The following is a 26,783-nucleotide window of genomic DNA, read 5'->3' on the forward strand; positions in this document are numbered from 1 at the left end:
GGCGGTCGTCTCCGCTTGTGCGGATCCTCTCGCGCGGACCCCCTGTCCCTGTGCACGTCCGACAAGGGGGGTGGCCCCGCCCCCGCCGGTAGGGTGAGCGAGTGACCGCGAACAACGAACGTCCCGCGCCCGATCTCTACACGACCGCCGGGAAGATCGCGGATCTCAAGGCCCGCTACCACGAGGCGGTCACCGCGAGCGGCGAGGCCGCCATCGAGAAGCAGCACGCCAAGGGCAAGATGACGGCGCGCGAGCGGATCGACACCCTGCTCGACCCGGGCTCGTTCGTCGAGCTGGACGAGTTCGTGCGCCACCGCACCCACGCCTTCGGCATGGAGAAGAAGCGGCCCTACGGCGACGCGGTCGTCACGGGCACCGGCACCATCCACGGCCGCCAGGTGGCCGTCTACTCGCAGGACTTCACGATCTTCGGCGGCTCGCTCGGCGAGGTCGCCGGCGAGAAGATCATCAAGGTGATGGACCTGGCGCTCAAGACCGGCGTCCCGATCATCGGCATCCTCGACTCCGGCGGAGCGCGGATCCAGGAGGGCGTCGTCGCCCTGGGCAAGTACGGCGAGATCTTCCGCCGCAACACCGCGGCCAGCGGCGTCATCCCGCAGATCTCGATCATCTGCGGCCCGGCGGCGGGCGGCGCGGTCTACTCCCCCGCCCTCACCGACTTCGTGATCATGGTCGACAAGACCAGCCAGATGTTCGTCACCGGCCCCGACGTGATCAAGACCGTCACCGGCGAGGACGTCGGCATGGAGGAGCTCGGCGGCGCGCTCACCCACAACAAGATCTCGGGCGTCTCGCACTACCTCGCGAGCGACGAGAACGACGCGCTCGACTACGCGCGGACGCTCCTCTCCTTCCTCCCCGACAACAACCTCTCGCCCGCCCCGGTCTTCGACAACGAGGTCGACCTCGAGACGACGGACGCCGACCGCTTCCTCGACACGGTCATCCCCGACAGTCCGAACCAGCCCTACGACATGCGCGCCGTCATCGAGCACATCGTCGACGAGGGCGACTTCCTCGAGGTGCAGCCGCTGTTCGCGCCCAACATCGTGATCGGCTTCGGCCGCGTCGAGGGGCGCTCGGTGGGCATCATCGCCAACCAGCCCAGCGCGATGGCCGGAACCCTCAACATCGAGGCGGGAGAGAAGGCCTCGCGCTTCGTGCGCTTCTGCGACGCGTTCTCGGTCCCGATCCTCACCCTCGTCGATGTGCCCGGCTACCTCCCCGGCACCGACCAGGAGTGGACCGGCGTGATCCGCCGCGGCGCGAAGCTGCTCTACGCCTACGCCGAGGCCACCGTTCCGCTGGTCACCGTCATCCTGCGCAAGGCCTACGGCGGCGCGTACATCGTGATGGGCTCGAAGCAGCTCGGCGCCGACATCAACCTCGCCTGGCCCACCGCCGAGATCGCGGTCATGGGCGGCCAGGGCGCCGTCAACATCCTCTACCGCGGTGAGATCCGCAAGGCGGAGGAGGCCGGCGAGGACGTCGCCGCCGTCCGCACCCGGCTCGCCAACGAGTACACCTACAACGTCGCGAGCCCGTTCCTGGCCGCGGAGCGCGGTGAGCTCGACGGAGTGATCGAGCCCTCCGCGACCCGCGTCTCGGTCATCAAGGCGCTCCGAGCGCTGCGGACCAAGCGGGCGAACCTCCCGGCGAAGAAGCACGGCAACATCCCGCTCTGACCCGTCAGCGAGTCGATGGCGACCCGCCGATGCACTCGGATCCGGGCCGACCGCATCCGACGATTCGCGACAGGGCTGCTAACGTGAGCCCTCGACGAGGGTCAGCGTGCAGATCGGAGGGCCGATGCCGATCGATGCACTGAGCAGGATCTGCGCGACCTACGTCGACGACTTCCCGGTCTGCGGAGCGGCGATCTCGACGATCGGATCGCTGTACGCCGGCGAGACCGTCGCCGCCAGCGATGCCGTCGCGGCACGGCTCGACGAGATCCAGCTCGACCTCGGCGAGGGACCCGGCTGGGACGCCGTGCGCAGCCGCGGACCGGTGCTCGTCGACGACGTGCGCGAGGCGATCCCGCGCTGGCCGCTGTTCGCCGACGAGGCGACCAGGATCGCGGTCGACGCCGTCTACGCGTTCCCCTTGCGCGTCGGCGGGCTGGACGTGGGCGTCGTCGGCCTGCACAACAGCAGCCCCGGACCCCTCCCCGTGTCGGTGGTCGACGCGATCCGCCGACGGAGCACCGGCACCGCCCTCGAGCTGGTCGTCCAGGTGCTGGTCGACGGCGGCACCGGCGGATCCGACGATCCGCACTCGAGGCGCGTCATCCACCAGGCGACGGGGATGATCGTGGCGCGCCACCGGACGACTCCCGGCGATGCGCTCCTGCTGCTGAGGGCCCACGCGTTCGCGCTGGGCCGCACGGTCGCCGACGTCGCGGAGGAGATCGCCGATCGCCGCTCCGGATTCCCCCCGCCACCCTCCGAAATCTAGGATCGACACCATGACTGCCCGCGCCCGTGAGCACGATCTCATCGAGACCTTCGTGACGCTCTCCGACACCCTCGTCGACGACTACGACACCGTCGAGCTCATGCAGCTGCTCGTCGACCGGAGCGCCTCCCTGTTCGAGGCGGCGTCGGCAGGCCTCGTGCTCCGCGACGCGCACGGCGTGGCCGAGGTGCTCGCGTCGACGAACGAGGACTCGCGCCTGATCGGGCTCCTGCAGCTGCAGGACGACGCCGGGCCCTGCATGCGCTGCCTGCACACCGGGGAGGTCGTCGTCGTCGCCGACATCACCGAGTCTCCGGCCGAGTGGAGCCACTTCCGCGAGCGCGCCCTCGAGCTGGGCCTGCGATCGGTGCACTGCGTCCCCCTCCGGCTCCGCAACGAGTGCATCGGCTCACTCAACCTGTTCGGCACCGCGCCCGGCGTCCTCGACGCCGAGGACGTGGCGGTCGTGCAGGCCTTCGCCGACGTGGCGACGATCGGCATCCTGCACCAGCGCGCGCTGGAGGAGAGCGACCTCGTGCGCAGCCAGCTGCAGCGCGCCCTCGACAGCCGGGTGCTGATCGAGCAGGCCAAGGGAGCCGTCGCCTACTCGCGGGACATCAGCACCGAGGAGGCGTTCGACGTCCTCCGCCGCCACGCGCGATCGACGTCGACCGCGCTCACGGTCGTCGCCGGGCGCGTCCTGCGCGGCGAGCTCCTGCTCTAACCGCGGGGCTCCGCGGCAGGTCGGCTCGCCTTCGCGTCGGCGGGTGCCCGCTCCTCGGGCCGGGCGCCGAGGGTGCGGGCGAAGGCCAGCGCCTCCCGTGCGGACAGATCGGGGAGGTAGGCCCGGCCGAGCGCGGCGCCGATGCGCGGCAGCTGCAGGGCGTCGGGGTAGGTCATCCAGAGACCTGCGTAGCGCGGGTGGAACTTGGCCTTGAAGCGGAAGAGCGAGGTGAAGCCGTACGCCGGCTCCAGAGTCCGCGCGAGGAACTCGAGCAGGCGCGAGAGCACGGTCGGCTCCGGCGCCTCCTGGCCCGCCTCGAGGGGAGCGACGGCGAGCGGCGCGCCCGACAGGGAGACGAACTCGGCCCCCTCCTGCTGGACGTGCAGCGCGGCCGAGGCGATGAGGAACTCCATGATCCCCGGCATCGCGTCGTCGGAGCGGCGCATGAAGTCGAGGGTCCAGCCGACGACGTGTCCCTCGCGGTGCACGGGCAGCCAGCTCGTCACGCCCTGGAGCACGCCGTCGGGGCCGACCGCGAGCAGGAGCGCGACATCGGCGTCGCGGATCTCGTCCATGCCGCCGAGCGTGAAGCCCATCTCGGGCAGGGACTTCTCGGCGACCCAGCGCTCCGACAGGTCGACGATCTGGTTCGCCGTGCCCAGCGAGAGCTCGGGCCAGCTCGTCCAGACGGCCTCGATGCCGAGCTTGATGCCGCGGTTGAGGGGATACCGCACCTTCTGCCACTGCTTGCCGGTCAGCTCGAAGCCCTCGAGCTCGATGACGGTCTCCTCGCCGACCGAGATCCGCGACCAGCCCAGAGCGTCGAACACGGGCAGCAGCTCATCGTGGACGCTGTAGAAGACGGGCGTCCAGCTCCGCTCGTCGCAGAAGCGGACGAAGCCGGCGACGACCTCGGGCCGCCTCTCCGGTGCGCAGGCCGGATCGGACAGCGTGATCGCGACTCCGCCCACCACCCGGTAGGCGACACCGCCCTCGCCGTCGGCCGAGATCCAGTGCTCATTGCCCTGCCAGGTGCCCTGGTGTCCGAGGCTGCCCGCGCCGTGGCGCACCAGGAGCTCCCGGTAGCGGGCCTCGTCGCCCCTCACCCGCTGCACATCGGTGGCGCGCAGGAGCGAGACGAGGGCGACGATCACCAGGAGCCAGAAGACCGGGCCCACCCATTCGAACACCACCCGCGCGACCGGCTCGCGGGGCACCGCCATCAGGCCGAGACCGCCGAGGAAGCTGACCGGGACGAAGCGGAGCAGCCCGTCGATCAGCAGGCGTCCGACTCCGATCACGGGTTCGAAGCTGGTCCGCGTCGCCGCGGCGAGCGCGAGGTAGCCGCCGAGCGCGACGACGAAGGCACCGCCGACGATCCGCCCCCAGCGTCGCGCCGCCGCTCGGGGAGCCCTGATGCGGAAGTGCCGACGCCCGATCACGAGCAGGGCGACGACGGCGAGGGGGACGATCACCGTCGTCGCGACCCAGAGCAGGTACTCCGCGTAGTACGGGAAGTCGGAGTGGCGTGCCGCGCGCTGCAGCGAGAAGACCTCGAGGACGGCGATCGCGCCGTTGACGCCGATCGCGAGCACGAGTCCGAGGCGTCGTCCGGAGCGCAGCCCCGCCGCCGCGACCAGCAAGAGCAGGAGGGGCACGAAGGTCAGCACGATCGGCCCCGGCGCCACGAGGCTGAGCTGAACGTGGTGGGTGCAGTGGCGCACCATCCCGCCGCAGGGGTCCTCGAGGTCGCCCGTGCCCGTGAAGGCGTTCTGCAGCAGGCGACCGAGGAACGAGAACGGCCCGTACCCGGAGTCGGAGAGCACCGCGACCAGCGGACCGATCGCCGTCACCGCGACCACGGCGGCGATCAGCGCGCGCGACTCGCGGTGGGAGCTCCTCGCGGGCGTGCGGGGGCGCAGGGCGCCGACCCCGCCGGCGAGGACGGCGCCCAGGGCGAGACCCGCGACTCCGGCGATCATGCGGTACACGTCGGCGGAGTCGCCGGCGTAGAGGACGAACATGAGCACGACCGAGAAGGTCGTCACGCGCAGACGACGCCGCCACAGGGCGCCCATGAACGCGGTCGAGGCGAGCAGTGCGCCGACGGCGCCGATCAGCGGGTCGAAGGTCGCGTCGCCGACGGTGTCGGTCGCCCACCACTCCCCCGCCGCCGCGCCCGCCACCTGGAGCACGGCGCCGAGGCCCGCTCCGAGCGCGCCGGTCACGGTGAAGGCGAGAACGGTGCGGAGGGAGCCGAGCCGGCGCTCGGCAGCGGCCAGCAGGAGCAGCACGAGGACGACGTCGAGGAGGAGCTGCGGCGGGTCCGAGGCGATCAGGAGCGCCGTCACCGCGGTCCACGGGCGCCCGCCCAGCGTCGTCCCGGGCCCGGCGGCCCACCAGGCCGAGGTCTCGGCGCTCGCGGGCCCGATGAGGGTCCCGGTCGCCGCACTCGCGAGCAGCAGGACCAGGGTCACGGAGACGGCGACGGGCGATCGGCGCACCAGGTGCCGCCCGGCTCGGACCAGTGCGGCGCCGCGCCCCGAGAACCACGACGGCATGGTGTGCACTCCTGTTCGAGACCTGCGGACGACGCCGCTCCGGCGACGCCCGGCGCCAGCATAACCGCGTGCCGCCGACTCCCGGCCGTGAAGCGCGGGCCGCCCCGTCGACGCCGGAACGGCCGTGCTGCCCGACCCCCGCGGTGGCCGATGCGGTACCGTCGCGGGATGAGCGCTCACGACTCCCGGCCCGACGTCGTCATCTCGACCCCGGGTCTCGACGCCCGTCAGATCGCCGCCGTCACCGCCGTGGTGACCGCGCTGGCGGCGCAGGCCTCCGCCCGTCGCGAGCCGTCGGAGGTCGCCGACGGGGGCTGGGGCGCACGAGCGTCGGCCGTCCGCGCACCGCTCGTCCCGGGGCCGGGAGCCTGGCGCTCCTTCTCCGGCTGACCCGTCTGCGGCGGTCTCTGTACCCCGATGGCGCTGGACGTCTCGGCGAACGTGAGATCTGTACCCCGATTAGTCCCCTAAAGTGCCGACTATCTGGATCTCCGCCCGCTGAGGATGATTATGCGTGTTCGGTGCTCCTTCCTCGGAGGGGGCGCTGCCAATCACTCGCCGACCAGGGTAAGCGGGCGGGTGTTTTGGGGGCGAGTGAGGGTGATATTCGGGTTATCACCCTCACTCGGGGTTTGACGGCGGGCCGGGCCCCCTCTTCGGAGGAGTGGACGGCCCGCCGCACTCTTTTAACCGACGGGACTTCTCAGCCGACGAAGCTCGAACGAGCAGGCGCGCGAGACGCGAGCCTGCTCAGCATCGATCGGCGACCGGCGCTCGATGCAGAGTTCAGGCTCGGGCGGAGTCGCGCTCGTCGCGCCGGATCTCGACCCAGGCCTCGACCTCGTCGCCCGCGTCATCCGAGCCGAGGGCCCCGGCGCTGCCGTCCCCGGCCGTCCGGAGCCCGACGACGGTGACCGCCGACGGCGAGTCCTGCGAGGCGGTGCGGACGACGATGCGGTCCACGCCCTCCCGGATCCCTCCCAGCGCCTGGGCGAGCTCGCTCAGGACCCGGCCGCTCTCCTCCTCCGAGGTGCGGTCGAGCCCGCCGTCGTCCAGCACCGACACGGTCACGCCCCGGCGCCTCGCGTCGAGCACGAGTCGGCGCACCTCGTCGTCGAGCAGTCGCCGGCCGCGGATCTCATCGCGGACCGAGGCCTCGAGCAGGCCGCACTCCCTGCGCTCCTCGTCGCTCAGCTCCGATCCACTCGTCGCGATACGGCGCAGCATGTCCGAGGCGATGGCGCGCGTCTGCTCGAGCCTGACCTCGCGCTCGCTCAAATGCGCCTCCTCCGCCGCACGCCACGAGGCGGCGGCGCGCTCCGCCGCCTCCAGGACGCGGGCCTCGGAGCTCGCCCGCCCGAGCTCGATGATCAGCAGCTGCGCGATCCCCACCCAGGCGAGACCGCCGACCACGCCCAGCGTCGCCAGGGCGACGGGCCCGGCCCAGATCGTCGTGTGCACGATGAGGAAGGCCATGCCCGCCCAGGCGGCGATCGGCCGCCGCCTCGCGCAGACGATGGTCATCAGGGTGCCGACGGCGGCGATGTACCAGGTGGAGTAGCCGTTGGAGGCTCCCGGATCGAGCGAGGGGGCCACGAGCAGCGGCAGGGCGATGGCCACGGCCGTCATGGAGAACCCGACGAGCGCCTGCATCCGGATCGCGGTGCCGGGCCAGAGGGCGACGATCGTCGCGGCGACGTAGAGCCCGACGGCGACGAGGTCGGCGGTGCTCGGCGGCGTGCTGCGGTACGAGAAGAACGCGAGGACCACGTGGTAGAGCGAGAAGCCCGCGGCGAGGGCGTAGAGGAGCGGGCGCGGGTAGGTGATCACGAGCGCCGCCCCCCGCCGGCCGACGGCGGCCACGTGATGGCGACCCGGGTGCCCTCGCCGGGAGCGGAGTCGACCCGCGCCGAGCCGCCGGCGTTCTGGATCCGCTCGACGATCGAGAGGCGGATGCCCAGGCGCTCGCGCGGCACCTCGGCGACCCGGAAGCCGCGGCCGTCGTCCTCGACGACGACGTCGACCGCACCGTCGTCGAGCACGCCCCGGACGGTCCGTCGGACCTGGTCGCTCGGTCCCGCGTGCTGGACGCTGTTCGTGAGCGCCTGCCAGACGGCGCCGAGCACCGCCTCCGCCACCGCGCGCGGGACACTGCTCGCCCGCGCGTCGACTCCGCTCGCGATCTCGAGGAGGAAATCGGCCGCGAAGGTCGACGCGGCGTGGGTGAGCTGGCGCTCGACGAGCTCGAGCGGCACGTCGCCGTCCGCGACCTCGGACTCGCGCTCGGGGAGGAGCACGGCGAGAGTGCGTCGCGCCATCGACGAGACCAGCGAGCGCTCGGCGGGCGTCTCGGCCGTGGCGGCAGCGAGGAGAGTCGCGAGGACGTTGTCGTGCACGAGGGCGTCGACCTCGACGCGCTCGACCTCGCCCGCGTGCTGGCGCATCGCCGCCTCGTACTGGTCCATGGCCGTCGTCTGCGCCCGGTCGACCTCGTCGGCCGACTGCCGCAGCACGGTGATCAGGACGAGCATCACGAAGCCGACGATGCCGACGTAGAACGCGTCGAGGATCGCCCGCGTGGGCTCCGCCGCGCCGCCCGAGGGGAGGACGCGGAGCACCCCGAACAGCAGCGGCGTCGTGACCGCGTAGGCGATCGCGATCCGCAGCGGCGCCACCGTCGTGCAGAACGCGGTGCCGATGGTCATCAGGTACCAGATCCAGGGCGTCTCCTGCACCGCGGCGTCCGGGAGCACCGAGAACGGCCACGAGACGAGGGCGACGAGGAGCCCGCCCGCGACCAGGATCGCGGTGATCCGCATCCCCCGGCGGAGGACCGCAGTGACCACCGAGGCCGCGAGCGCCCCGAAGACGAGCGCGAGGACCGGCCACGCCACTGCGGGCCGCAGATCGGGGAGCTGGCTGAGGATCGGCGGCACGGTCTGCAGCGCGAAGCCGAAGCCGAAGAACGAGACGACGGTGCCGATGATCCGGTCGATGCGCTCGCGGTTGGCCGGCGCGCGGACCGCGAGGGTCTCAGCGCCCGGCATCGCCGTCGTCCGGGTCGATGCCGGGCAGGATCCCGTCCTCCACTGCGCGGCGGAGGAGGTCGACCTTCGTCGGCGCGGGCCGCCCGATCTCGACGTACTTGTCGCGGATGCGGTCGAGGTACTCCTTGGCGGTCGAGACCGAGATCTGCAGGCGCTCGGCGACCAGCTTGAGGGGGAGCCCTGAGGCGTAGAGGTGCAGCACGTCGCGCTCGCGGCGGCCGAGGACGGCGCGAGCGAAGTCGTCGTCGGCGTCGATCGCCGAGGCCCACTCGAGATTGTTGAGCACCTCGCCGCGCGCGACCGTGCGGATCGCGGCGATGACCGTCGACATCGGCGACGACTTCGGGATGACCCCGGCGGCTCCCGCGGCGAGCGCCTCCCGCACGGCGACGACGCGGTCGGCGATGCTGTGCACCAGCACGGCGGAGCCGCGGACCTGGCCCCACTTGACGTTGGCGGTGATGCTCGACCCGTCGTTCAGCGAGAGGTCGAGCACGAGCACCTCGATCTCGGCGCCTCCGAGCAGCTGCTCCAGCGCCCCGACGGTCTCGGCCGCGGCGACGACGTGCATCCCCGCGCTCTCGATCGCGGCGGCGACGCCCAGCCGCACCGACTCGTGGTCGTCGACGATCGCCACGCGGACCCGGGGCTCAGTGCTCATCGTCGACTCCATCGGGGCTCATCGTAGCGAGGCGGGCCCTCACGCCCCGCGGCGGGTGAGGCGGGCGACGGCCTCCACGTGCGAGGTGTGCGGGAAGAGGTCGAAGCCGTCGAGGCGCTCGAGCTCGTAGCCGCCGGCCGTCAGCGAGCCGACGTCGCGGGCGAGCGCGACCGGGTCGCAGGCCACGTAGACCAGCTGCGCGGGCGCGAGCTCGATCAGGGCGTCGGTGACGGCCCTGCCCGCTCCCGAGCGCGGCGGGTCGAGGACGACCGTGGCGGCGCGCCAGCGCTCGCGCTCCCGGGCGTCGGCCTGCGCCACGGCGTCGCGGAGGTAGCGGTCGACGCGAGCGGTCACGGCGCGGGCGCCCGGCTGGTCGGCCAGGTTCTCGAGAGCGTGCTCGGTCGCCCGCGCGTCGCTCTCGACGCTGGTGATGCGCACGCCCGCGCCGAGGCGGTCGGTGAGCGCCGCGGCGAGGAGCCCCACGCCTCCGTAGAGGTCGTGGTTCGCCGCGCGGAGATCGGCGAGCTCGGCGTCGACGCTCGCCTGCACCGCGTCGAAGAGAGTGGTCGCGGCGCCCCGGTGCACCTGCCAGAAGCCGGCGCGGTCGACGCGGAACGTGCGGTCGGCGACGAACTCGGTGACGACGGTGCGGTCCCTCCGCGCGCGCTTGTCACTGGGGTCGTGAACGAGGACGGCGGCCCCCTCCGACCCCGCGGCGTCGACGAGATCGACGACCGAGCCGGGCGCGAGGCGCTGGCCGAGCGGAGCGGCCGCCGTCGACGCGGCGGTCGCGAGCGGCAGGGAGTCGACGGTGACGACGTGGTGGCTGCGCCCGGCGTAGGGCCCGACGCGACCGTCGTCGTCGACGTGCAGGCGGTTGCGGGTGCGCCAGCCGAGGCCGCCGGAGTCGTCGTCGCCGTGCACCGGCGACACCTCGACGCTGACCTCGCGGCGGGCGAAGCGCGAGAAGGAGTCCTCGAGCACGAGGCGCTTCAACGCGCGCTGGTGATCGAGGGCCGCGTGACCGAATTCCGCCCCGCCGACGCGCTCCTCGGGACGCCGGTCCAGAGCCGCCTCCGGCCAGATGTGCGCGACGCGGTGCGGCGAGGCCTCGAGGACCTCGAGGGCGTCGCCGCGCCAGAAGCTGGCGTGCCTGACCTCGCTGATGCGCACCCGCACCCGCTCGCCGGGCAGGACGTCGGGGACGAAGATCACGCGACCCTCGTGCCGGGCGACGAACACGCCGCCGTGGGCGACGTTGCTAATGTCGACCTCGATCTCGGTTCCGAGTGCTGGGTCGGCCCCCTCGGGGCGGGACGGCGCGCGGGACGGAGTCTGTGCCATCCGTCGAGCATCCCACAGCGTGGGTGCGACCGCAGGGAGCCCGCGTGCGCCTCTACCTCGCCTCCACCTCCCCCGCGCGGCTCGCGCTGCTGCGGGCCACGGGGATCGAGCCCGTCGTCGTGCCGTCGCAGGTGGACGAGCCGGCGGCCGTCGCCCGCGCCGAGGCCGAGGGCGGGGCCGCTCTCGACGCCGATGCGACCGTCGCGCTCCTCGCCCGCGCCAAGGCGACGGCGGTCCTCGGGCCGGACATCGACGGGCTCGTCCTCGGCGGCGACTCGGCCTTCGTGCTCGACGGCGTCGTCCACGGCAAGCCGCACGAGCCCGAGCGGGCCAGGGAGCGCTGGCGGGCGCAGCGCGGTCGCACCGGCCGTCTGCACTCCGGCCACTGGCTGATCGATCACCGCGGCGGGCGGGTGAACGCCGAGGCCGGAGCCGTCACCTCGGCGGCCGTCACCTTCGCCGCCGACATCGACGACTCCGAGATCGACGCCTACATCGCCACCGGGGAGCCGCTCGAGGTCGCCGGCGCCTTCACCATCGACGGGCTCGCCGCCGGATTCATCAGCCGGATCGAGGGCGACCCCTCGACCGTGATCGGCATGTCGGTGCCCACCCTGCGCTCGCTGGTCCGCGGATTCGGGATCGACTGGCCCTCGCTCTGGAACCGCTGAGGCGCCCGGCCGCGCTTGTGCGGAACCGACGAAGCCCCCTCCCTTCTTTGTGGAGAGCCGCGCGAGGCATCGCCGACCGGCCCCCTAGTGTTGGGGACCATGTCGCGCATTACGAAGGTGCTCATCGCCAACCGAGGCGAGATCGCCGTCCGAGTCATCCGTGCCGCCCGTGACAGCGGGATCGCCTCCGTCGCCGTCTACGCCGACCAGGACCGCGACGCCGTGCACAGCCGCCTCGCCGACGAGGCCTACGCCCTGGGCGGCACCACCAGCGCCGAGACGTACCTCGTCATCGAGAAGATCCTCTCGGTCGCCCGCCGCTCCGGCGCCGACGCCGTGCACCCGGGCTACGGGTTCCTCGCCGAGAACGCCGACTTCGCCCGCGCCGTCCTCGACGCCGGGCTCGTCTGGATCGGCCCGAGCCCCGACGCCATCGAGAGCCTGGGCGACAAGGTGTCGGCCCGACACATCGCCGAGAAGGTCGGCGCTCCCCTCGCCCCCGGCACGCTGAATCCCGTCTCGGGTGCCGCCGAGGTGCTCGAGTTCGTCGACCAGTACGGCCTGCCCGTCGCCATCAAGGCGGCGTTCGGAGGCGGCGGCCGCGGTCTCAAGGTCGCCCGCGAGCGCGACGAGATCGAGGAGCTCTTCGCCTCCGCGACCCGCGAGGCCGTCGCCGCCTTCGGTCGCGGCGAGTGCTTCGTCGAGAAGTACCTCGACCAGCCGCGCCACGTCGAGACGCAGTGCCTCGCCGACTCGCACGGGAACGTCGTCGTCGTCTCGACCCGCGACTGCTCGCTGCAGCGCCGGCACCAGAAGCTCGTCGAGGAGGCCCCCGCGCCGTTCCTGACCGAGGCGCAGAACAGCGAGCTCTACCGGGCGTCGAAGGCGATCCTCCGCGAGGTCGGCTACGTCGGCGCGGGCACCTGCGAGTTCCTCATCGGCAAGGACGGCACGGTCTCGTTCCTCGAGGTGAACACGCGCCTGCAGGTCGAGCACCCCGTGTCGGAGGAGGTCACCGGCATCGACCTCGTCCGCGAGCAGTTCCGCCTCGCCGAGGGCGGCACCCTCGACTACGACGACCCGGAGCCGCGCGGCCACTCGTTCGAGTTCCGCATCAACGGCGAGGACGCGGGTCGCGGCTTCCTGCCCGCCCCGGGTCCGATCCACGTCTTCAAGGCCCCCGGCGGACCGGGCGTCCGCGTCGACTCCGGCGTCGTCGCCGGCGACGTGATCTCGGGCTCGTTCGACTCCCTCCTCGCGAAGCTGATCGTCACCGGCCGCACCCGCGAGGAGGCGCTCGAGCGCTCGCGCCGCGCCCTCGCCGAGTTCGAGGTCACCGGCCTGCCGACCGTCCTGCCCTTCCACCGCGTCATCGTCGAGGACCCGGCCTTCGCCCCCGAGGGCGGCGCCCCGTTCACGATCTACACCCGGTGGATCGAGACCGAGTTCGACAACACCATCGAGGCGTGGAGCGGCGAGCCCGGCGCGATCCCGGAGCCGGGAGCCCGCCAGAACGTCGTCGTCGAGGTCGACGGACGCCGCGTCGACGTGTCCCTGCCCAGCGACCTCGTCGGCGCGGCCCCCGCCCGCGGCACCACCGCCGCATCCCCCAAGCGCCGCGGCGCCGGATCCGTGAGCACCGTCACCGGCGACTCCGTCACGGCGCCGATGCAGGCGACCATCGTCAAGGTCGCCGTCGCCGAGGGCGACACCGTCGTCGCCGGCGACCTCGTCGTCGTCCTCGAGGCGATGAAGATGGAGCAGCCGCTCACCGCCCACAAGGACGGCACCGTCCGCGGCCTCGCCGCCGAGGCCGGCACGACCGTGTCCTCCGGCCACGTCTTGTTGTCCATCGTCTGAGCCGCTCCCTGCGCGGCTCAGCGCGGTCGGCCTCCTGAGGTGGTGCGTTCCGCAGAGCGGGTCGCGTCGCGCTGCCGTGAATCGCTGGCACGCGATTCCCGTCGCGGCGCTCTCCCCTGAACCGAACTCGTCTTCGCGCGGTCCCCGCGATGCGACTGCAGCGATAAGGCTGAGACGCCAGAATCGGCGAGTTCTTCCACTTCGGCGGCTCTCCGCCTCAGTTGCGCGGCTCGTTCAGTGAGGAGAGACGTCGGCGTCCCCTCGCCTCTCCTCCCATGCTGGTCGAGTAGCCCCGCAGGGGCGTATCGAAACCCACCAGCTTCAGCGGGCCGACTCTGCACCCTGACGTTCTGAAGGGGCGGGTCTCGATACGCCCTCCGCGAGGGCTACTCGACCAGCGGAGAGAGACGTCGGCGCCCCCTCCCCTCCATGCTGGTCGAGTAGCCCCGCAGGGGCGTATCGAGACCCACCGCCTCCAGCGGGCCGGTTCTGCAGCCTCACGGTCTGAAGCGGGCGGGTCTCGATACGCCCTCTGCAAGGGCTACTCGACCAGCGGGCTGGCCCGGCGGCGCACCAGACGTCTCCCAACTAGGCGCGAGGGCGCGATCGAGAATCGCGTGCCAGCGATTCGAGACAGCCCGACGGAACCCGCTCTGCGGAACTCACCATCTCGACAAGCCGACCGCGCGGAGCCGCGCGGGGAGCGGCTCCGAAGACGGCGCGGCACATCGTCGGCTTTCAGCCGACGATGTGCATGGCGCGCGCCGCGTCCGAGATGGAGCCGGTGAGGCTCGGGTAGACGGTGAAGGCGCGGGCGACCTGGTCGACGGTGAGGCGGTGCTCGACCGCGAGGGCGAGGGGGAAGATCAGCTCGCTCGCCTTGGGGGCGACGATGACGCCTCCGATCACGGTGCCGGAGCCGGTGCGGGCGAAGAGCTTCACGAATCCGTCGCGGATGCCCATCATCTTCGCGCGCGGGTTCGCGGCGAGCGGCAGCTTGTAGATCTCACCCTGCGCGATGCCCTCCTCGATCTCGCGCTGGCTCCAGCCGACCGTCGCGATCTCGGGCTGGGTGAAGATGTTCGCGGCGACGTTGCGCACCTCGGTCGGGTTCACCGCATCGCCCATCGCGTGGAACACACCGGTGCGGCCCTGCATGGCGGCGACGGAGGCGAGCGGCAGGAACGTCGTGCAGTCGCCGGCGGCGTAGATCGAGGGGACGCTCGTGCGCGCGACGCGGTTGACGCGGATGTGACCCGAGTCGGTGAGCTGGACCCCCGCCTCCTCGAGGCCGATGCCCGCGGTGTTCGGCACGGAGCCGACGGCCATCAGGCAGTGCGAGCCCTCGACGACTCGGCCGTCGGACAGCACGGCGCGGACGCCCTTCTCGGTGCGCTCGACGCGGTCGGCACGCGACTTCGAGAGCACGACCATGCCGTTGCGCTTGAAGACGTTCTCGATGACCGCGGCGGCGTCGGCGTCCTCGCCGGGCAGCACCTGGTCGCGGGACGAGATCAGGGTGACCCTCGCCCCGAGCGCGCGGTAGGCGGAGGCGAACTCGGCGCCGGTCACGCCGGAGCCGACGACGATGAGGTGCTCGGGCACCGACTTGAGGTTGTAGAGCTGGGTCCAGCTCATGATCCGCTCGCCGTCGGGGGTGGCCGTCGGGAGGACGCGGGGGCTCGCGCCGACCGAGACGACGATGGTGTCGGCCTCGATCCGGTCGAAGTCCATGCCCTCGCCTCCCGCGGCGGTCGACACGATCAGGGCGTTCGAGCCGTCGAGACGCCCGTCGCCCTGGATGATCTTCACGCCGTGGTGCACGAGGTTCGCGCGCATGTCCTCCGACTGCTGCCGCGCGAGGCCGAGGAGGCGCTTGTTCACGGTCGCGAGGTTCACGGCGACCTCGGGACGGACCGGCTTGTTGGTCTGCTCCGAGCGCGTGAAGAACTGGACGCCCAGGTCGGCGGCCTCGCCGATGGCGTTGGTCGCCTCCGCCGTCGCGATGAGCGACTTCGACGGGACGACATCGGTGATGACGGCGGACCCGCCGACCCCCACCCGCTCGACCAGAGTGACCTCGGCGCCGAGCTGCGCGCCGGCGATGGCGGCTTCGTAGCCCCCGGGTCCTCCTCCGAGAACGGCGATCCTCTGCGTGCGCTCGAACTCGTAAGCCATGCGTCCATCATCCCTTCTCGCTGGGAAACCGCCCAATCGCGGAGCGTCCCGGGAGTCGGGCGCTCCCCGGCGCACCGTGGATAGGGTGGACGAATGGCCGACCAGACCCCCCATCCGCTCGATTCCCCCGACGCCGATCCCTTCGCGATCGCCGCCGAAGCCGCCTCCCAGATCGCCTCGGCGACGGGAGTCGAGAGGCACGACATCGCCCTCACGCTCGGCAGCGGCTGGGGCAAGGCCGCCGACCTCATCGGCGAGACGACGGCCACCGTGCCGGCGACCGACATCCTCGGATTCTCGAAGCCCGCCGTGCACGGGCACGGCGGCTTCCTCCGCTCGGTGCTGCTGCCCAGCGGCAAGCGCGCGCTGATCATCGGCGCCCGCACCCACTACTACGAGGGCTACGGCGTGCGGCGGGTCGCGCACAGCGTCCGCGTCGCCGCGGCGACCGGCGCCTCGGTGATGATCCTGACCAACGGCGCCGGCGGCATCAAGGAGCACTGGACGCCCGGCACGCCCGTGCTGATCAGCGACCACATCAACCTCACCGCGGACTCCCCGCTCGAGGGCGCGACCTTCGTCGACCTCACCGACCTCTACTCCTCCCGCCTCCGCGCCCTCGCCCGCGAGACCCGCGCCGACCTCGACGACGGGGTCTACGTGCAGTTCCGCGGCCCGCACTACGAGACCCCCGCCGAGGTGCAGATGGCGCGGATCATCGGCGGACACATCGTCGGCATGTCGACCGCACTCGAGGCGATCGCGGCCCGCGAGGCCGGCATGGAGGTGCTCGGGATGTCGCTGATCACCAACCTCGCCGCGGGCATCCAGAAGACGCCGCTCAGCCACGAGGAGGTCCTCGAGGCGGGCCGGAACGCCGAGGACGACCTGGCGCGCCTGCTCGCCGCGATCACGAGCGCGCTGTGACCGACGTCCGCGCCCTCGCCGAGGACTGGCTCGCGCAGGATCCCGACCCCGAGACGCGACAGGAGCTCGTCGGTCTGCTGCTGGCCGATGAGGCGGGTGACGCGACCGCCTCCGCCGAGCTCGAGGACCGCTTCGGCCAGCGCCTCGCCTTCGGCACCGCCGGGCTCCGCGGTGCGATCGCCGCGGGCTCGAACCGGATGAACCGGGTGCTCGTCGCGCAGGCGGCGGTCGGGATCGCCGATCACCTGATGGCGCGCGGCGGCGGCCGCCCGGTCGTCGTGATCGGCTACGACGGTCGCAAGAACTCGGCCGTCTTCGCCGAGGACTCGGCCGCGCTGATGGCGGGTGCCGGTGTCGACGCCGTGCTGCTGCCGCGCCTCCTCCCCACCCCGGTGCTCGCCTTCGCAGTGCGGCACCTGGGCGCGGACGCGGGAGTCATGGTGACCGCGAGCCACAACCCGCCGCAGGACAACGGCTACAAGGTGTACCTCGGCGGCGGCGACGAGGGCTCGCAGATCGTGCCGCCGGTCGACTCCGAGATCGCGGAGCGGATCCTCGCCGTCTCGCGCGATCGGCGCGTGCCGGAGCTGCCCCGCGGCGAGTACCGGATCGCCGACGAGTCGGTCGTGGCCGCCTACATCAGCGCCACTGCCGCGGGCGGGCGCCAGTCCGCGCCGCTGCGGGTCGTCTACACGGCGATGCACGGGGTCGGCTGGGAGACGGCGCACCGGGTCCTCGCCGCCGCGGGCTTCGACGAACCGGCGGTCGTCGTCGAGCAGATCGAGCCGGATCCCGCGTTCCCGACTGTCGCCTTCCCCAATCCCGAGGAGGACGGAGCGCTCGACCTCGCGTTCGCGACCGCGCGCTCGGGTCGCGCCGAGCTGATCGTCGCGAACGACCCCGACGCCGATCGTTTCGCCGCGGCGGTGCCGGACGCGGCCGCGCCGGACGGGTTCCGGCGGCTCACCGGCAACGAGGTCGGCTCGCTGCTCGGCTGGCGCGCGGCGGAGGCCGCACGCCTCGCCGGTCGCACCGGCGGCGCGCTGGCCTGCTCGATCGTCTCCTCTCCCGCCCTCGGAGCGGTGGCGGCCGACTACGGGATCGACTTCGCCGAGACGCTGACGGGCTTCAAGTGGATCTCGCGGGTGCCCGACCTCGTCTTCGGCTTCGAGGAGGCGCTCGGCTACCTCGTGAATCCGGAGGTCGTCCGCGACAAGGACGGCATCTCGGCCGCGCTCGCGTTCCTCTCGCTCGCCAGCGCTCTCGCCGAGGAGGGGCGGACGATCGCGGACGAGCTCGACGCCTTCGCCGAGCGCTTCGGCCTCTTCGGGTCGGCGCAGATCTCGCTGCGGGTCACCGACCTGTCCGAGATCGCGCGGATCATGGCCCGGCTCCGGTCGGATCCGCCGCCGACGATCGGCGGCCTCGCCGTCGAGCGCTCCGAGGACCTGCTGGCTGCGGGCGGGGCACTGCCGCCGACGGATGCGCTGCGCTTCACTCTCGACGGGGCGCGCCTCATCGCGCGCCCGAGCGGCACCGAGCCCAAGGTCAAGCTCTACCTCGACGCCTGGTCGTCCGCCCCGGACGCCGCCGCCCGCTCCGCCGCCGTCGAGTCGCGCCTCACCGCCCTGCGCACCGGCGCCGCGGAGCTCCTGCGCTGACCCGCCTGGCGATCGATCCGTCGGAGAAGCACCGTCCGCCTCGGACACACAGTGCGTCTGCGCCGGATCGATGGCTGCCGCCGGCCACGAAGGGACGCCGGATGCGCGCGTCGGGCGTCCGGTGAATCGGACCTCGAACGCGGACCCAGCCCTCGCTGATCGAGTAGCCCGCGCAGCGGGCGTATCGAGATCCGCCAGCGTCAGAAGGGTGGGGCAGAAGCCCGATCTCCTGTCGCTGTTGGGTCTCGATACGCCCCTCCGGGGCTACTCGACCAGCGTGCTGGCGCTCAGGCCCAGGGTGGAGCGCGCGACCGAGGATCGCGTGCCAGCGATTCGAGGCAGCGCGACGCGACCCGCTCCGTGGAACCCACCACCTCGCCGAGCCGACCGCGCCGAGCCGCACAAGGGGCGGCTCGGAGATGAGCACCTATCGCGTGCCAGCGATTCGAGGCAGCGCGACGCGACCCCCTCCGTGGAACCCACTACCTCGCCGAGCCGACCGCGCCGAATCGCACAGGGGGCGGCGCGGAGATGAGCACCTATCGCGTGCCAGCGATTCGAGGCAGCGCGACGCGACCCGCTCCGTGGAACCCACAAGCTCGCCGAGCCGACCGCGCTGCGCCGCGCAGGGGGCGACTCAGGAATCGGCACCGCCGGGTAGTCCGTCCGAAGGACGGACTACCCCAGCGCGCGCTCGATCTTCGCCGTGATCTCGGTCTGGTCGAGGTAGTTGTCGATGACGACGATCTCGGCGAACGTCTTCCCGATGCGGTCGACGAGTTCGCTGGACGTCAGGATGACCTGCGCATCGGCGGAGAGCGCGTCGACCGAGGCGATGTCGGAGGCGATCACCTCCGCTTCGAGGTCGAGGGCTTCGAGGGCGCGCTCGGCGCCGAGCTTGAGGATGGCCGACGTGCCGATCCCGGCTCCGCAGAGTGTGACGATCTTCATGAGCTTCCTCCGTGGTCGAGGGTGTCGCCCGTGAGGACGGCGTTGATGCTGCGGGGCGTCCTGGCCGCTGCCAGGGCGCCGATCGCGTCGGGCCGGCTGAGCACGTCGGCGAGTCCCGAGATGAAGCCGACGTGTCCGTGCGCCTGGGTGGCGGCGATGCCGATGACGACCGAGACGGGGTCGTTGGTCCTGTGGCCGAAGGCGACCGGCTCGGCGAGGGTCACGACCGAGATCCCGTCGGCGAGGACGTCGTTCCCGGGACGCGCGTGGGCGAGCGCGAGACCCGGCGCGATGACGATGTACGGGCCGAGCACGTCGATCTGCTCGACCATCCGGCGCGAGTAGGCCGGATCGACGGCGCCGCTGCGCTCGAGGGCGCGCCCCGCCTCGAGGACGGCCTCCCGCCAGCTGGCGGCCGGATGCCGCAGCGCGATCGCCTCGTCGGCGAGGGCGTCGAGGGGCATGCTCAGGCCGCCTCGAAGCCGGCGCTGATCGTCTCGATCAGGTCGCGGCGCTCGTCGAGCGGCAGGAAGGCGGCGTGGGCGGCGTTGACCTGGAACACCTCGAGGTCGTCGAGGTCGTAGCCGAACGCGTCCGACAGGAGGGCGAGCTCGCGGCTGAGGCTCGTGCCGCTCATCAGGCGGTTGTCGGTGTTCACGGTGACGCGGAAGCCGAGCTGGTAGAGCAGGTCGAACGGGTGGTCCTCGAGGTCGGTGCCCCAGGCGGCCACCGCGCCGGTCTGCAGGTTCGAGGACGGGCTCAGCTCGAGCGCGATCTCGCGGTCCTTGACCCACTCGGCGAGCTCCCCGAGGGTGACGTAGCTGGCGTCGTCGTCCTGGCGCTCGATCACGATGTCCTCCGCGATCCGCACACCGTGCCCGAGTCGGAGCGCGCGGCCGTCGAGCAGCGCCGAGCGGATGCTGTCGAGCCCGTCGGCCTCGCCCGCGTGCACGGTGGTCGGGAAGTGCGCGGCGGCGAGCAGCTCGAAAGCCGGCCGGTGCAGCGACGCCGGGTGACCCGCCTCGGCTCCCGCGATGTCGAACCCGACGGCGCCGCGCTCGCGGTGGCGCAGCGCGAGCGCGGCGATCTCGAGCGAGCGGTCGGTGTGGCGCATCGCCGTGATCAGCTGTCCGACCCGGAGCCGCGAGCCGTGGGCCGCCGCCTCCTGGACACCCTGTTCGAGACCCTCCTGCACGGCCTCGACGGCCGCGTCGAGGGTGAGACCCTCCCGCTGGTGCTGCTCGGGCGCCCAGCGCACCTCGCCGTGGACGACTCCGTCGGCGGCGAGGTCGAGGACGAACTCGCGGGCGACCCGCTCGAGCGACGCGGTGGTCTGCATGACCGAGATCGTGGTCTCGAAGGTCGCCAGGTAGTCGGTGAGCGAGCCGGAGTCGGCGGTCGTGGTGAACCAGGCCCGCAGCGCCTCGGGGTCGGCGGCGGACAGCGGCACTCCGGCCGCCGTGCCGAGCTCGACGATCGTCTCGGGGCGGAGCCCGCCGTCGAGGTGGTCGTGCAGGGAGACCTTGGGCAGGTCGTCGATCAGGATGCCCTCGCCCGGGAGGAGGTACTCCTCGATGGTGTCGGTCACGGTGCTCCTCAGGGTCGGGCGACGGTTCGCCGACCACCCTAGGGCTTCGGCCGCGCGGCCTCACCGGGCGGTCGCGTTCGGGGGGAACTCCGGCTCGCAGAATCGCGTTCGGCTCGCAGCAACCGAGGGATTCTGCGAGCCGAATCGGATTCTGCGAGCCGGAGGTGTCACGCAAGCCGGATTCCGCGAGCCGGAGGTGGTCGGCGCGCCGGAGGCGATGAAACGGCGATCGTGCCCCGGCTCAGGCGATGCGCTCGGCGACCAGCGGACCGCCGTCGAGGACGGGCTCGCCCTCGACGCCGATCCGGTAGGCCCCCTCGAGAGCACCCAGCGCGCGATCGAACCGGGCGGGCTCGTCGGCGGAGAGCGTGAAGAGCGGGTCGCCGGCGCGCACGCGGTCTCCCGGCTTCGCGTGCAGGTCGATGCCCGCGGCGTGCTGGACGGCGTCCTGCTGACGCGCCCGGCCCGCGCCGAGGCGCCAGGCCGCGATGCCGAACGGCAGGGCCCGCTGCTCGACGAGGACGCCGTCCCGCTCCGCGACGACCACGTGGGTCTCCCGCGCGACGGGGAGCGCGGCGTCGGGGTCGCCGCCCTGGGCTCGGACGACCGCTCGCCAGGTGTCCATCGCCGCCCCGCCGTCGAGCGCGCCCTCGACGTCGGCGTCGGGCATCCCGGCGAGCGCGAGCATCTCGCGGGCGAGGGCGAGGGTGAGCTCGCGGATGTCGGCGGGCCCGCCTCCCGCGAGCACCTCGACGGATTCGCGCACTTCGTTGGCATTGCCGATCGCGAGGCCGAGCGGCACGTTCATGTTCGTCAGGAGCGCCGTGGTCCGCACGCCCGCGTCGTTGCCCAGATCGACCATGGCGCGGGCGAGCTCGCGCGAGCGGTCGATGTCGACCATGAAGGCCCCCGAGCCGAACTTGACGTCGAGGACGAGGGCGTCGGTCCCCTCCGCGATCTTCTTCGACATGATCGACGACGCGATCAGCGGGATGGCCTCGACAGTGCCGGTGATGTCGCGCAGCGCGTAGAGCTTCTTGTCGGCGGGCGCGAGACCCGACCCGGCCGCGCAGATGACGCCTCCGACCGTGCGCAGCTGCTCGAACATCTCGTCGTTGCTGAGCTCCGCGCGCCAGCCGGGGATCGCCTCGAGCTTGTCGAGCGTGCCGCCGGTGTGCCCGAGGCCGCGCCCGGAGAGCTGCGGCACCGCGACACCGAACGAGGCGACGAGGGGCATCAGCGGGAGCGTGATCTTGTCTCCGACGCCGCCCGTCGAGTGCTTGTCGACGGTGCGCTTGCCGAGGCCGTCGAAGTGCATCCGCTCGCCGCTGGCGATCATCGCCAGGGTCAGGTCGCGGATCTCGTCGCGCTCCATTCCGTTGAGCAGGACCGCCATCGCGAACGCGGCCATCTGCTCGTCGGCGACGTAGCCGCGGGTGTAGGCGTCGATCAGCCAGTCGATCTCGGCGGTCGTGAGCGTGCCGCGGTCGCGCTTGGTGCGGATGATGTCGACGGCGTCGAAGCTCTCGACGGGGGCGGTGGTGCCGGTCATGCGGGTCCTCTGGATCGGATCGTCGTGGGAGGGGATCACTCCCCCGCGTACGCCTGGAGCGTGCGCGGGCCGAAGGCGTCGGGGATGACCTCGTCGATCGTGCGCAGGCCGGAGACCGTCTCGAGCACCATCCCCTCGGCGGAGTGCTCGAACAGGAGCTGACGGCAGCGCCCGCACGGCATCAGCGTGGCGCCCTTGCCGTCGACGCAGGTGAAGGCGACGAGCTTGCCGCCGCCCGTCATGTGGAGGGAGGAGACCAGCGCGCACTCCGCGCAGAGCCCGATGCCGTAGGAGGCGTTCTCGACGTTGCAGCCGGAGATCACGCGTCCGTCGTCGACGAGGGCCGCAGCCCCCACCGGGAACTTCGAATACGGCGCGTACGCACGGCCCATGGCCTCGAGGGCCGCGGCACGCAGCGCCTCCCAGTCGATGTCGGTCACGACGACTCCTCTCAGGACTTCAGGTACGGCTTGCCGGCGGCGGCCGGCCCTCTGGACTGCCCGACCAGGCCGGCGACCGCGAAGATCGTGACCACGTACGGCAGCATCAGCATGAACTCGCTCGGCACGGGCGACCCGATCACGCCGAGCACGTTCTGCAGGTTCGTCGCGAAGCCGAACAGCAGGGAGGCGAGGGTGGCGCGGATCGGGTCCCACCGGCCGAAGATCACCGCGGCGAGCGCGATGAATCCGGCGCCCGCGGTCATCTCCTTGCCGAAGGCTCCTACGGCGTCGAGCGTGTAGTACGCGCCGCCGATGCCCGCGATCGCCCCGGCGAGCGAGACGTTCCAGAAGCGCGTGCGCGCGACGTCGATGCCCACCGTGTCGGCGGCCTGCGGGTGCTCGCCGACCGCGCGGAGGCGCAGACCCCACTTGGTCTTGAACAGGCCCCACCACACCGCGAAGATCGCGAAGTACATCAGGTAGACGATGACCGTCTGGTTGAAGAGCACCGCGCCGACGATCGGGACCTGGCTGAGCACCGGGATCGGCAGCCGGTCGAACTTGACGGGCGAGTTGAAGGTCGCCGCGTCGGACGTGAGCACCTGCGAGTAGAGGAAGCTCGTCAGCCCGGTGACCAGCACGTTCAGCACGACGCCGACGATGACCTGGTCGACGACGTACTTGATCGCGAAGGCCGCGAGCACGAACGAGACGAGCACGCTCGCCAGCATCGCCGCGATCAGCCCGAGCACCGGCTGGCGGGTGAGCGAGCCGACCATCGCGGCGGTGAAGGCGCCCGCGAGCAGCTGTCCCTCGATCGCGACGTTCACGACGCCGACCCGCTCCGAGATCACCCCGCCGAGCGAGCCGAAGATCAGCGGAGTCGCGAGTCCGACGGTGCCGAGCAGGAGTCCGGAGACGGGCAGCGCCGCGCCGGCCGACGCCCAGACGAGGAAGCCGATCAGGAAGACGAGCGCGAAGACGCTCGACAGCCAGAGCGGGATCCGCCGGGCGGCTCGGGTCATCACGAACGCGAGGACGGTCAGTCCCACCGTCACGATCGCCACGACGACTCCGGTGGCCCTGGTCGGGAACGGGATGTCGGGGAGCGCGAAGAAGTCGTTGCCCGCTGCGAGCCGGAACGAGCTCGTGCCGTCGCGGCCGAGGACCACGAAGAGGACGACGGCGAGCAGCGCGAAGACTCCGAACGCGATCGGAGCCTTCCAGCTGCGGATCGCGACGCGGGAGGGCGCGGCGGAGGCGGTCACGGCGGTCATGCGGACACCTCCGAGGTGCGGCGCTTCGGTCGGCGCTTCGGGGCCACCCCGGGCGTCGGGAGTCGGAAGACGGCGCGCACCAGGGGCGGCGCCGCGATGAAGAGGACGATCAGCGACTGCACGACGAGCACGACGTCGATCGGCACGCCCTCGGCCGCCTGCATCGAGTACCCGCCGGCCTTGAAGGCGCCGAACAGGATGCCCGCGAAGAAGACGCCCCACGGTCGTGAACGGCCCAGCAGCGCGACGGTGATCGCGTCGAAGCCGATCCCGGCGTCGATGCCGGAGGTGAAGCCGGTGGTGACCGTGCCCATCACCTGCGCGCTCCCGGCGAGCCCGAGGAGTCCGCCCGAGAGGAGCATGGCGTAGACGTAGCTGCCCTTGACGTCGATGCCGGCGACGCGGGCCGCGTGCGGGTTCTCGCCGACGGCGCGGAACTTGAAGCCGATGCTCGAGCGTGTGAGCAGCCACCAGACGAAGACGGTCGCGAGGAGCGAGAACACGAAGCCGAGCGTGAGCGAGTAGCCCGAGCCGAGCAGGTCGGGGAAGATCGCCGTCTCCTTCATCCCGGGCGACTTCGGGTTGTTCGAGCCGGGGGCCTGGAGCGCCCCCGGAGTGCGGAGCAGGTACGACACGAGGTAGAACGCGACGTAGTTGAGCATGATCGTGAGGATCACCTCGTGCGCGCCCGTCCGTGCCTTCAGGAGTCCGACGAGTCCGCCCCAGAGCGCACCGCCGAGGATGCCCGCGGCGAGGGTGATGACGAGGTGGACGCCCCACGGCAGGTCGAAGGAGAAGCCGACCCAGCCCGCGCACGCCGCCGCGATCAGCATCTGGCCGCGGCCGCCGATGTTGAAGAGGCCGACCCGGAAGGCGAGGGCGACGCCGAGACCGCCCGCGATGAGCGGAGTCGCGAACGCCAGCGTGTCGGTCAGCGGCTTGATGCCGTTCGCGAAGCCCTCGCGGCGGAAGTTGTAGACCGAGCCCTGGAAGAGCGACGAGTACGCACCGGCGACGGACTGCCAGATCGCCTGCAGCGTGTCGAGCGGTCGCGCGAAGAAGTACACCGAGGCCGCCTGCACGTCCTTGTCGGTCGCGGCGATGAGCACGCCGCCCACGATGAGCGACAGCAGGACCGCGAGCACCGACATCAGAGCGGTGCCGGAGAGGATCTCGCGGAGGACCCGCGACGCACCGCTCTCGATCGGGCCGGGACGCGCCTCCTGACCGGGCTTCTGACCCGGCTCGAGACCGGACGCCTTCTCGGACTCGGCGTCGGGGTCGACCGACGGCAGTTGCGCGTCGCTCACGCCGCCGCTCCCTTCTCGGCGGGCGACTGCCCGGCCATCATGAGCCCCAGGACTTCGCGGGGCGTGTCGGCGGGGACGATGCCGATGATTCCGCCCTTGTACATGACCGCGATGCGGTCCGCGAGCGCGGCCACCTCGTCGAGCTCGGTCGACACCACGATCACGGGGACGCCGGTGTCGCGCGTCTCGACGATGCGCTTGTGCACGAACTCGATCGATCCGACGTCGATGCCGCGGGTCGGCTGCGCCGCGATGAACAGCCGCAGCTCGCGGCTGAGCTCGCGCGCCAGGACGACCTTCTGCTGGTTGCCTCCGGAGAGACGGCCGACGTGGGTGCCGATGCCCTGGGCGCGCACGTCGAACTCGCGCACGCGCTCCTCGGCGAAGCGGTCGAGATCCTTCAGCTGCAGGCTCAGGCCCTTCACGAACGGGCCGCCGTCGCTGCGGTCGAGCATCAGGTTCTCGGCGATCGTGAACTCGGCGACCAGGCCGTCCTCGGTCCGGTCCTCGGGCACGAAGCCCACTCCGGAGTCGAGCACGCGGCGGACCGTGAGCCCGTCGAGCCGCTTGCCGTCGAGCGTCACCGTGCCCTCGACGCGCTCCTGCAGCCCCATGATCGCCTCGGCGAGCTCGGTCTGGCCGTTGCCCTGGACGCCGGCGATGGCGAGGATCTCGCCCCGCCGCACCTCGAAGGAGACGTCGTCGACGACAGCCTGCCCGTTCGCGTCGCGCACCGTGAGGGCGCTGACGACGAGCGCCTCGTCGCCGGCGCGGGCCGGCTCCTTCTGCACCGTCAGCTCGACGGCGCGGCCGACCATGAGCGAGGCGAGCTCGGCGTTGCTCGCGGTGGGCGAGGCCTCGCCGACCACCCTGCCGAGGCGGATGACCGTGATGCGGTCGCCCACCTCGCGCACCTCGCGCAGCTTGTGGGTGATGAAGACGATCGCCGTCCCCGAGGCCCGCAGCTGGCGCATGATCGCGATCAGCTCATCGGTCTCCTGGGGAGTGAGCACGGCGGTCGGCTCGTCGAAGACGAGGACCCGCGCGTCACGGGAGAGCGCCTTGATGATCTCGACGCGCTGCTGCACTCCGACGGGCAGGTCCTCGACGATCGCATCGGGATCGACGTCGAAGCCGAAGCGGTCGGAGATCTCGCGCACCCGCGCACGAGCGGCAGCGAGGTCGAGACGGCCGCCCGCTCGGGTCTGCTCGTGGCCGAGCATGACGTTCTCGGCGACCGAGAAGACGGGGATGAGCATGAAGTGCTGGTGGACCATGCCGATGCCGGCCTTCATGGCGTCGCCCGGCCCCGAGAAGCTCTGGACCACGTCGTCCAGCAGGATCTCGCCCTCCTCGGCCTGGTACAGGCCGTAGAGCACGTTCATGAGCGTCGACTTGCCCGCGCCGTTCTCGCCGAGGAGGCAGTGGATCTCGCCGGGTTCGACGGTGAGATCGATGTGATCGTTGGCCACGAGAGCACCGAAGCGCTTCGTGATGCCCCGCAGTTCGAGCTTCATGGAACCAATCTAACTTCGGTGCGGACCAGTGGA

General features: G+C 72.0%; 22 protein-coding genes. 8 read left to right on the forward strand and 14 right to left on the reverse strand.

Translation table 11 applies throughout. From position 1 onward, the window contains the following. Nucleotides 1–101 precede the first annotated feature (101 nt). The 3 genes from GRS92_RS12250 (at nt 102) to GRS92_RS12260 (ending at nt 3,202) form a co-directional block, all read left to right on the forward strand. Complete coding sequence (locus GRS92_RS12250; protein ID WP_159856710.1) at nt 102–1,706, forward strand: acyl-CoA carboxylase subunit beta; 1,605 nt, start codon at nt 102–104, stop codon at nt 1,704–1,706. A 124-nt stretch (nt 1,707–1,830) separates the two neighbouring features. Continuing rightward, nucleotides 1,831–2,478: a GAF and ANTAR domain-containing protein gene (locus GRS92_RS12255; protein WP_159856712.1), complete on the forward strand. Its 648-nt coding sequence runs from the start codon at nt 1,831–1,833 to the stop codon at nt 2,476–2,478. 10 nt (nt 2,479–2,488) lie between these two features. Beyond that, entirely contained in the window at nt 2,489–3,202 is a 714-nt protein-coding gene (locus GRS92_RS12260; protein ID WP_159856714.1) for a GAF and ANTAR domain-containing protein, read from the forward strand. Here GRS92_RS12260 and GRS92_RS12265 read toward each other — a convergent pair. Beyond that, nucleotides 3,199–5,763 carry a bifunctional lysylphosphatidylglycerol flippase/synthetase MprF gene (locus GRS92_RS12265; protein ID WP_159856724.1) on the reverse strand — a complete coding sequence of 855 codons (2,565 nt, stop codon included), beginning with the start codon at nt 5,761–5,763 and terminating at the stop codon, nt 3,199–3,201. The genes GRS92_RS12260 and GRS92_RS12265 overlap by 4 nt on opposite strands. Before the next feature lie 168 nt (nt 5,764–5,931). Here GRS92_RS12265 and GRS92_RS12270 point away from each other — a divergent pair, with 168 nt between their 5' ends. Next, nucleotides 5,932–6,153 carry an acyl-CoA carboxylase subunit epsilon gene (locus tag GRS92_RS12270; protein ID WP_159856726.1) on the forward strand — a complete coding sequence of 74 codons (222 nt, stop codon included), beginning with the start codon at nt 5,932–5,934 and terminating at the stop codon, nt 6,151–6,153. A 396-nt stretch (nt 6,154–6,549) separates the two neighbouring features. Here the strand turns inward: GRS92_RS12270 and GRS92_RS12275 are convergent, their stop codons facing one another. From GRS92_RS12275 to GRS92_RS12290, 4 genes are read right to left on the reverse strand one after another with little or no spacing between them, the layout of a single operon-like run. Next, complete coding sequence (locus tag GRS92_RS12275) at nt 6,550–7,593, reverse strand: hypothetical protein (RefSeq protein WP_159856728.1); 1,044 nt, start codon at nt 7,591–7,593, stop codon at nt 6,550–6,552. Continuing rightward, on the reverse strand, nt 7,590–8,810 hold the full coding sequence (locus GRS92_RS12280; protein ID WP_159856730.1) for an ATP-binding protein: 1,221 nt from the start codon (nt 8,808–8,810) through the stop codon (nt 7,590–7,592). Before GRS92_RS12280 ends, GRS92_RS12275 begins: the two co-directional genes overlap by 4 nt. Continuing rightward, nucleotides 8,797–9,471, reverse strand: a complete 675-nt coding sequence (locus tag GRS92_RS12285; RefSeq protein ID WP_159856732.1) for a response regulator transcription factor — start codon at nt 9,469–9,471, stop codon at nt 8,797–8,799. The genes GRS92_RS12280 and GRS92_RS12285 overlap by 14 nt, the downstream gene beginning before the upstream one ends. Before the next feature lie 39 nt (nt 9,472–9,510). Further along, a complete protein-coding gene (locus tag GRS92_RS12290; protein WP_159856734.1) occupies nt 9,511–10,815 on the reverse strand; it encodes a class I SAM-dependent RNA methyltransferase in 1,305 nt (434 codons plus the stop codon). 44 nt (nt 10,816–10,859) lie between these two features. On the opposite strand from GRS92_RS12290, the gene GRS92_RS12295 reads away from it, so the two are divergent. Together GRS92_RS12295 and GRS92_RS12300 are read left to right on the forward strand one after the other, a co-directional pair. Further along, complete coding sequence (locus tag GRS92_RS12295) at nt 10,860–11,486, forward strand: Maf family protein (protein WP_159856736.1); 627 nt, start codon at nt 10,860–10,862, stop codon at nt 11,484–11,486. 99 nt (nt 11,487–11,585) lie between these two features. Then, nucleotides 11,586–13,346 carry an acetyl/propionyl/methylcrotonyl-CoA carboxylase subunit alpha gene (locus GRS92_RS12300; RefSeq protein WP_159856738.1) on the forward strand — a complete coding sequence of 587 codons (1,761 nt, stop codon included), beginning with the start codon at nt 11,586–11,588 and terminating at the stop codon, nt 13,344–13,346. Nucleotides 13,347–14,084: 738 nt separating this feature from the next. Here GRS92_RS12300 and GRS92_RS12305 read toward each other — a convergent pair. Beyond that, nucleotides 14,085–15,524: an NAD(P)H-quinone dehydrogenase gene (locus GRS92_RS12305; protein WP_159856740.1), complete on the reverse strand. Its 1,440-nt coding sequence runs from the start codon at nt 15,522–15,524 to the stop codon at nt 14,085–14,087. Between the two features lie 93 nt (nt 15,525–15,617). Here GRS92_RS12305 and GRS92_RS12310 point away from each other — a divergent pair, with 93 nt between their 5' ends. Together GRS92_RS12310 and GRS92_RS12315 are read left to right on the forward strand one after the other, a co-directional pair. Next, the gene (locus GRS92_RS12310; protein WP_159856742.1) at nt 15,618–16,451 is read left to right on the forward strand and encodes a purine-nucleoside phosphorylase; all 834 of its coding nucleotides are present in this window, start codon (nt 15,618–15,620) and stop codon (nt 16,449–16,451) included. Then, the gene (locus tag GRS92_RS12315; RefSeq protein ID WP_159856744.1) at nt 16,448–18,112 is read left to right on the forward strand and encodes a phospho-sugar mutase; all 1,665 of its coding nucleotides are present in this window, start codon (nt 16,448–16,450) and stop codon (nt 18,110–18,112) included. The genes GRS92_RS12310 and GRS92_RS12315 overlap by 4 nt, the downstream gene beginning before the upstream one ends. 678 nt (nt 18,113–18,790) lie before the next feature. On the opposite strand, the gene GRS92_RS12320 is transcribed toward GRS92_RS12315, so the two are convergent. The 8 genes from GRS92_RS12320 to GRS92_RS12355 form a co-directional block, all read right to left on the reverse strand. Next, nucleotides 18,791–19,063, reverse strand: a complete 273-nt coding sequence (locus tag GRS92_RS12320) for a PTS sugar transporter subunit IIB (protein WP_159856746.1) — start codon at nt 19,061–19,063, stop codon at nt 18,791–18,793. Continuing rightward, a complete protein-coding gene (locus tag GRS92_RS12325) occupies nt 19,060–19,527 on the reverse strand; it encodes a PTS sugar transporter subunit IIA (protein WP_159856748.1) in 468 nt (155 codons plus the stop codon). The genes GRS92_RS12320 and GRS92_RS12325 overlap by 4 nt, the downstream gene beginning before the upstream one ends. A gap of 2 nt (nt 19,528–19,529) precedes the next feature. Beyond that, nucleotides 19,530–20,651, reverse strand: coding sequence for an adenosine deaminase (locus tag GRS92_RS12330; protein WP_159856750.1), 1,122 nt, complete (start codon nt 20,649–20,651; stop codon nt 19,530–19,532). A gap of 241 nt (nt 20,652–20,892) precedes the next feature. After that, nucleotides 20,893–22,203 carry a thymidine phosphorylase gene (locus GRS92_RS12335; RefSeq protein WP_159856752.1) on the reverse strand — a complete coding sequence of 437 codons (1,311 nt, stop codon included), beginning with the start codon at nt 22,201–22,203 and terminating at the stop codon, nt 20,893–20,895. A 35-nt stretch (nt 22,204–22,238) separates the two neighbouring features. Then, a complete protein-coding gene (locus GRS92_RS12340; protein ID WP_159856754.1) occupies nt 22,239–22,643 on the reverse strand; it encodes a cytidine deaminase in 405 nt (134 codons plus the stop codon). 11 nt (nt 22,644–22,654) lie between these two features. Next, nucleotides 22,655–23,923, reverse strand: coding sequence for an ABC transporter permease (locus GRS92_RS12345; protein WP_159856756.1), 1,269 nt, complete (start codon nt 23,921–23,923; stop codon nt 22,655–22,657). Further along, nucleotides 23,920–25,233, reverse strand: coding sequence for an ABC transporter permease (locus tag GRS92_RS12350; protein WP_204162097.1), 1,314 nt, complete (start codon nt 25,231–25,233; stop codon nt 23,920–23,922). Before GRS92_RS12350 ends, GRS92_RS12345 begins: the two co-directional genes overlap by 4 nt. Further along, on the reverse strand, nt 25,230–26,750 hold the full coding sequence (locus GRS92_RS12355) for an ABC transporter ATP-binding protein (RefSeq protein ID WP_159856758.1): 1,521 nt from the start codon (nt 26,748–26,750) through the stop codon (nt 25,230–25,232). Before GRS92_RS12355 ends, GRS92_RS12350 begins: the two co-directional genes overlap by 4 nt. Nucleotides 26,751–26,783 lie beyond the last annotated feature (33 nt).

The organism is Rathayibacter sp. VKM Ac-2754, from assembly GCF_009807095.1.
Lineage (GTDB): Bacteria > Actinomycetota > Actinomycetes > Actinomycetales > Microbacteriaceae > Rathayibacter.

What these genes read in the sequence shown, in the direction of transcription:
- GRS92_RS12265 (WP_159856724.1), bottom strand. Translation starts at nt 5,763, where the DNA reads ATGCCGTCGTGGTTCTCGGGGCGCGGCGCCGCACTGGTCCGAGCCGGG.
- GRS92_RS12335 (WP_159856752.1), bottom strand. Translation starts at nt 22,203, where the DNA reads ATGACCGGCACCACCGCCCCCGTCGAGAGCTTCGACGCCGTCGACATC.
- GRS92_RS12320 (WP_159856746.1), bottom strand. Translation starts at nt 19,063, where the DNA reads ATGAAGATCGTCACACTCTGCGGAGCCGGGATCGGCACGTCGGCCATC.
- GRS92_RS12260 (WP_159856714.1), top strand. Translation starts at nt 2,489, where the DNA reads ATGACTGCCCGCGCCCGTGAGCACGATCTCATCGAGACCTTCGTGACG.
- GRS92_RS12255 (WP_159856712.1), top strand. Translation starts at nt 1,831, where the DNA reads ATGCCGATCGATGCACTGAGCAGGATCTGCGCGACCTACGTCGACGAC.
- GRS92_RS12355 (WP_159856758.1), bottom strand. Translation starts at nt 26,750, where the DNA reads ATGAAGCTCGAACTGCGGGGCATCACGAAGCGCTTCGGTGCTCTCGTG.
- GRS92_RS12310 (WP_159856742.1), top strand. Translation starts at nt 15,618, where the DNA reads ATGGCCGACCAGACCCCCCATCCGCTCGATTCCCCCGACGCCGATCCC.
- GRS92_RS12270 (WP_159856726.1), top strand. Translation starts at nt 5,932, where the DNA reads ATGAGCGCTCACGACTCCCGGCCCGACGTCGTCATCTCGACCCCGGGT.
- GRS92_RS12345 (WP_159856756.1), bottom strand. Translation starts at nt 23,923, where the DNA reads ATGACCGCCGTGACCGCCTCCGCCGCGCCCTCCCGCGTCGCGATCCGC.
- GRS92_RS12325 (WP_159856748.1), bottom strand. Translation starts at nt 19,527, where the DNA reads ATGCCCCTCGACGCCCTCGCCGACGAGGCGATCGCGCTGCGGCATCCG.
- GRS92_RS12280 (WP_159856730.1), bottom strand. Translation starts at nt 8,810, where the DNA reads ATGCCGGGCGCTGAGACCCTCGCGGTCCGCGCGCCGGCCAACCGCGAG.
- GRS92_RS12305 (WP_159856740.1), bottom strand. Translation starts at nt 15,524, where the DNA reads ATGGCTTACGAGTTCGAGCGCACGCAGAGGATCGCCGTTCTCGGAGGA.
- GRS92_RS12285 (WP_159856732.1), bottom strand. Translation starts at nt 9,471, where the DNA reads ATGAGCACTGAGCCCCGGGTCCGCGTGGCGATCGTCGACGACCACGAG.
- GRS92_RS12290 (WP_159856734.1), bottom strand. Translation starts at nt 10,815, where the DNA reads ATGGCACAGACTCCGTCCCGCGCGCCGTCCCGCCCCGAGGGGGCCGAC.
- GRS92_RS12300 (WP_159856738.1), top strand. Translation starts at nt 11,586, where the DNA reads ATGTCGCGCATTACGAAGGTGCTCATCGCCAACCGAGGCGAGATCGCC.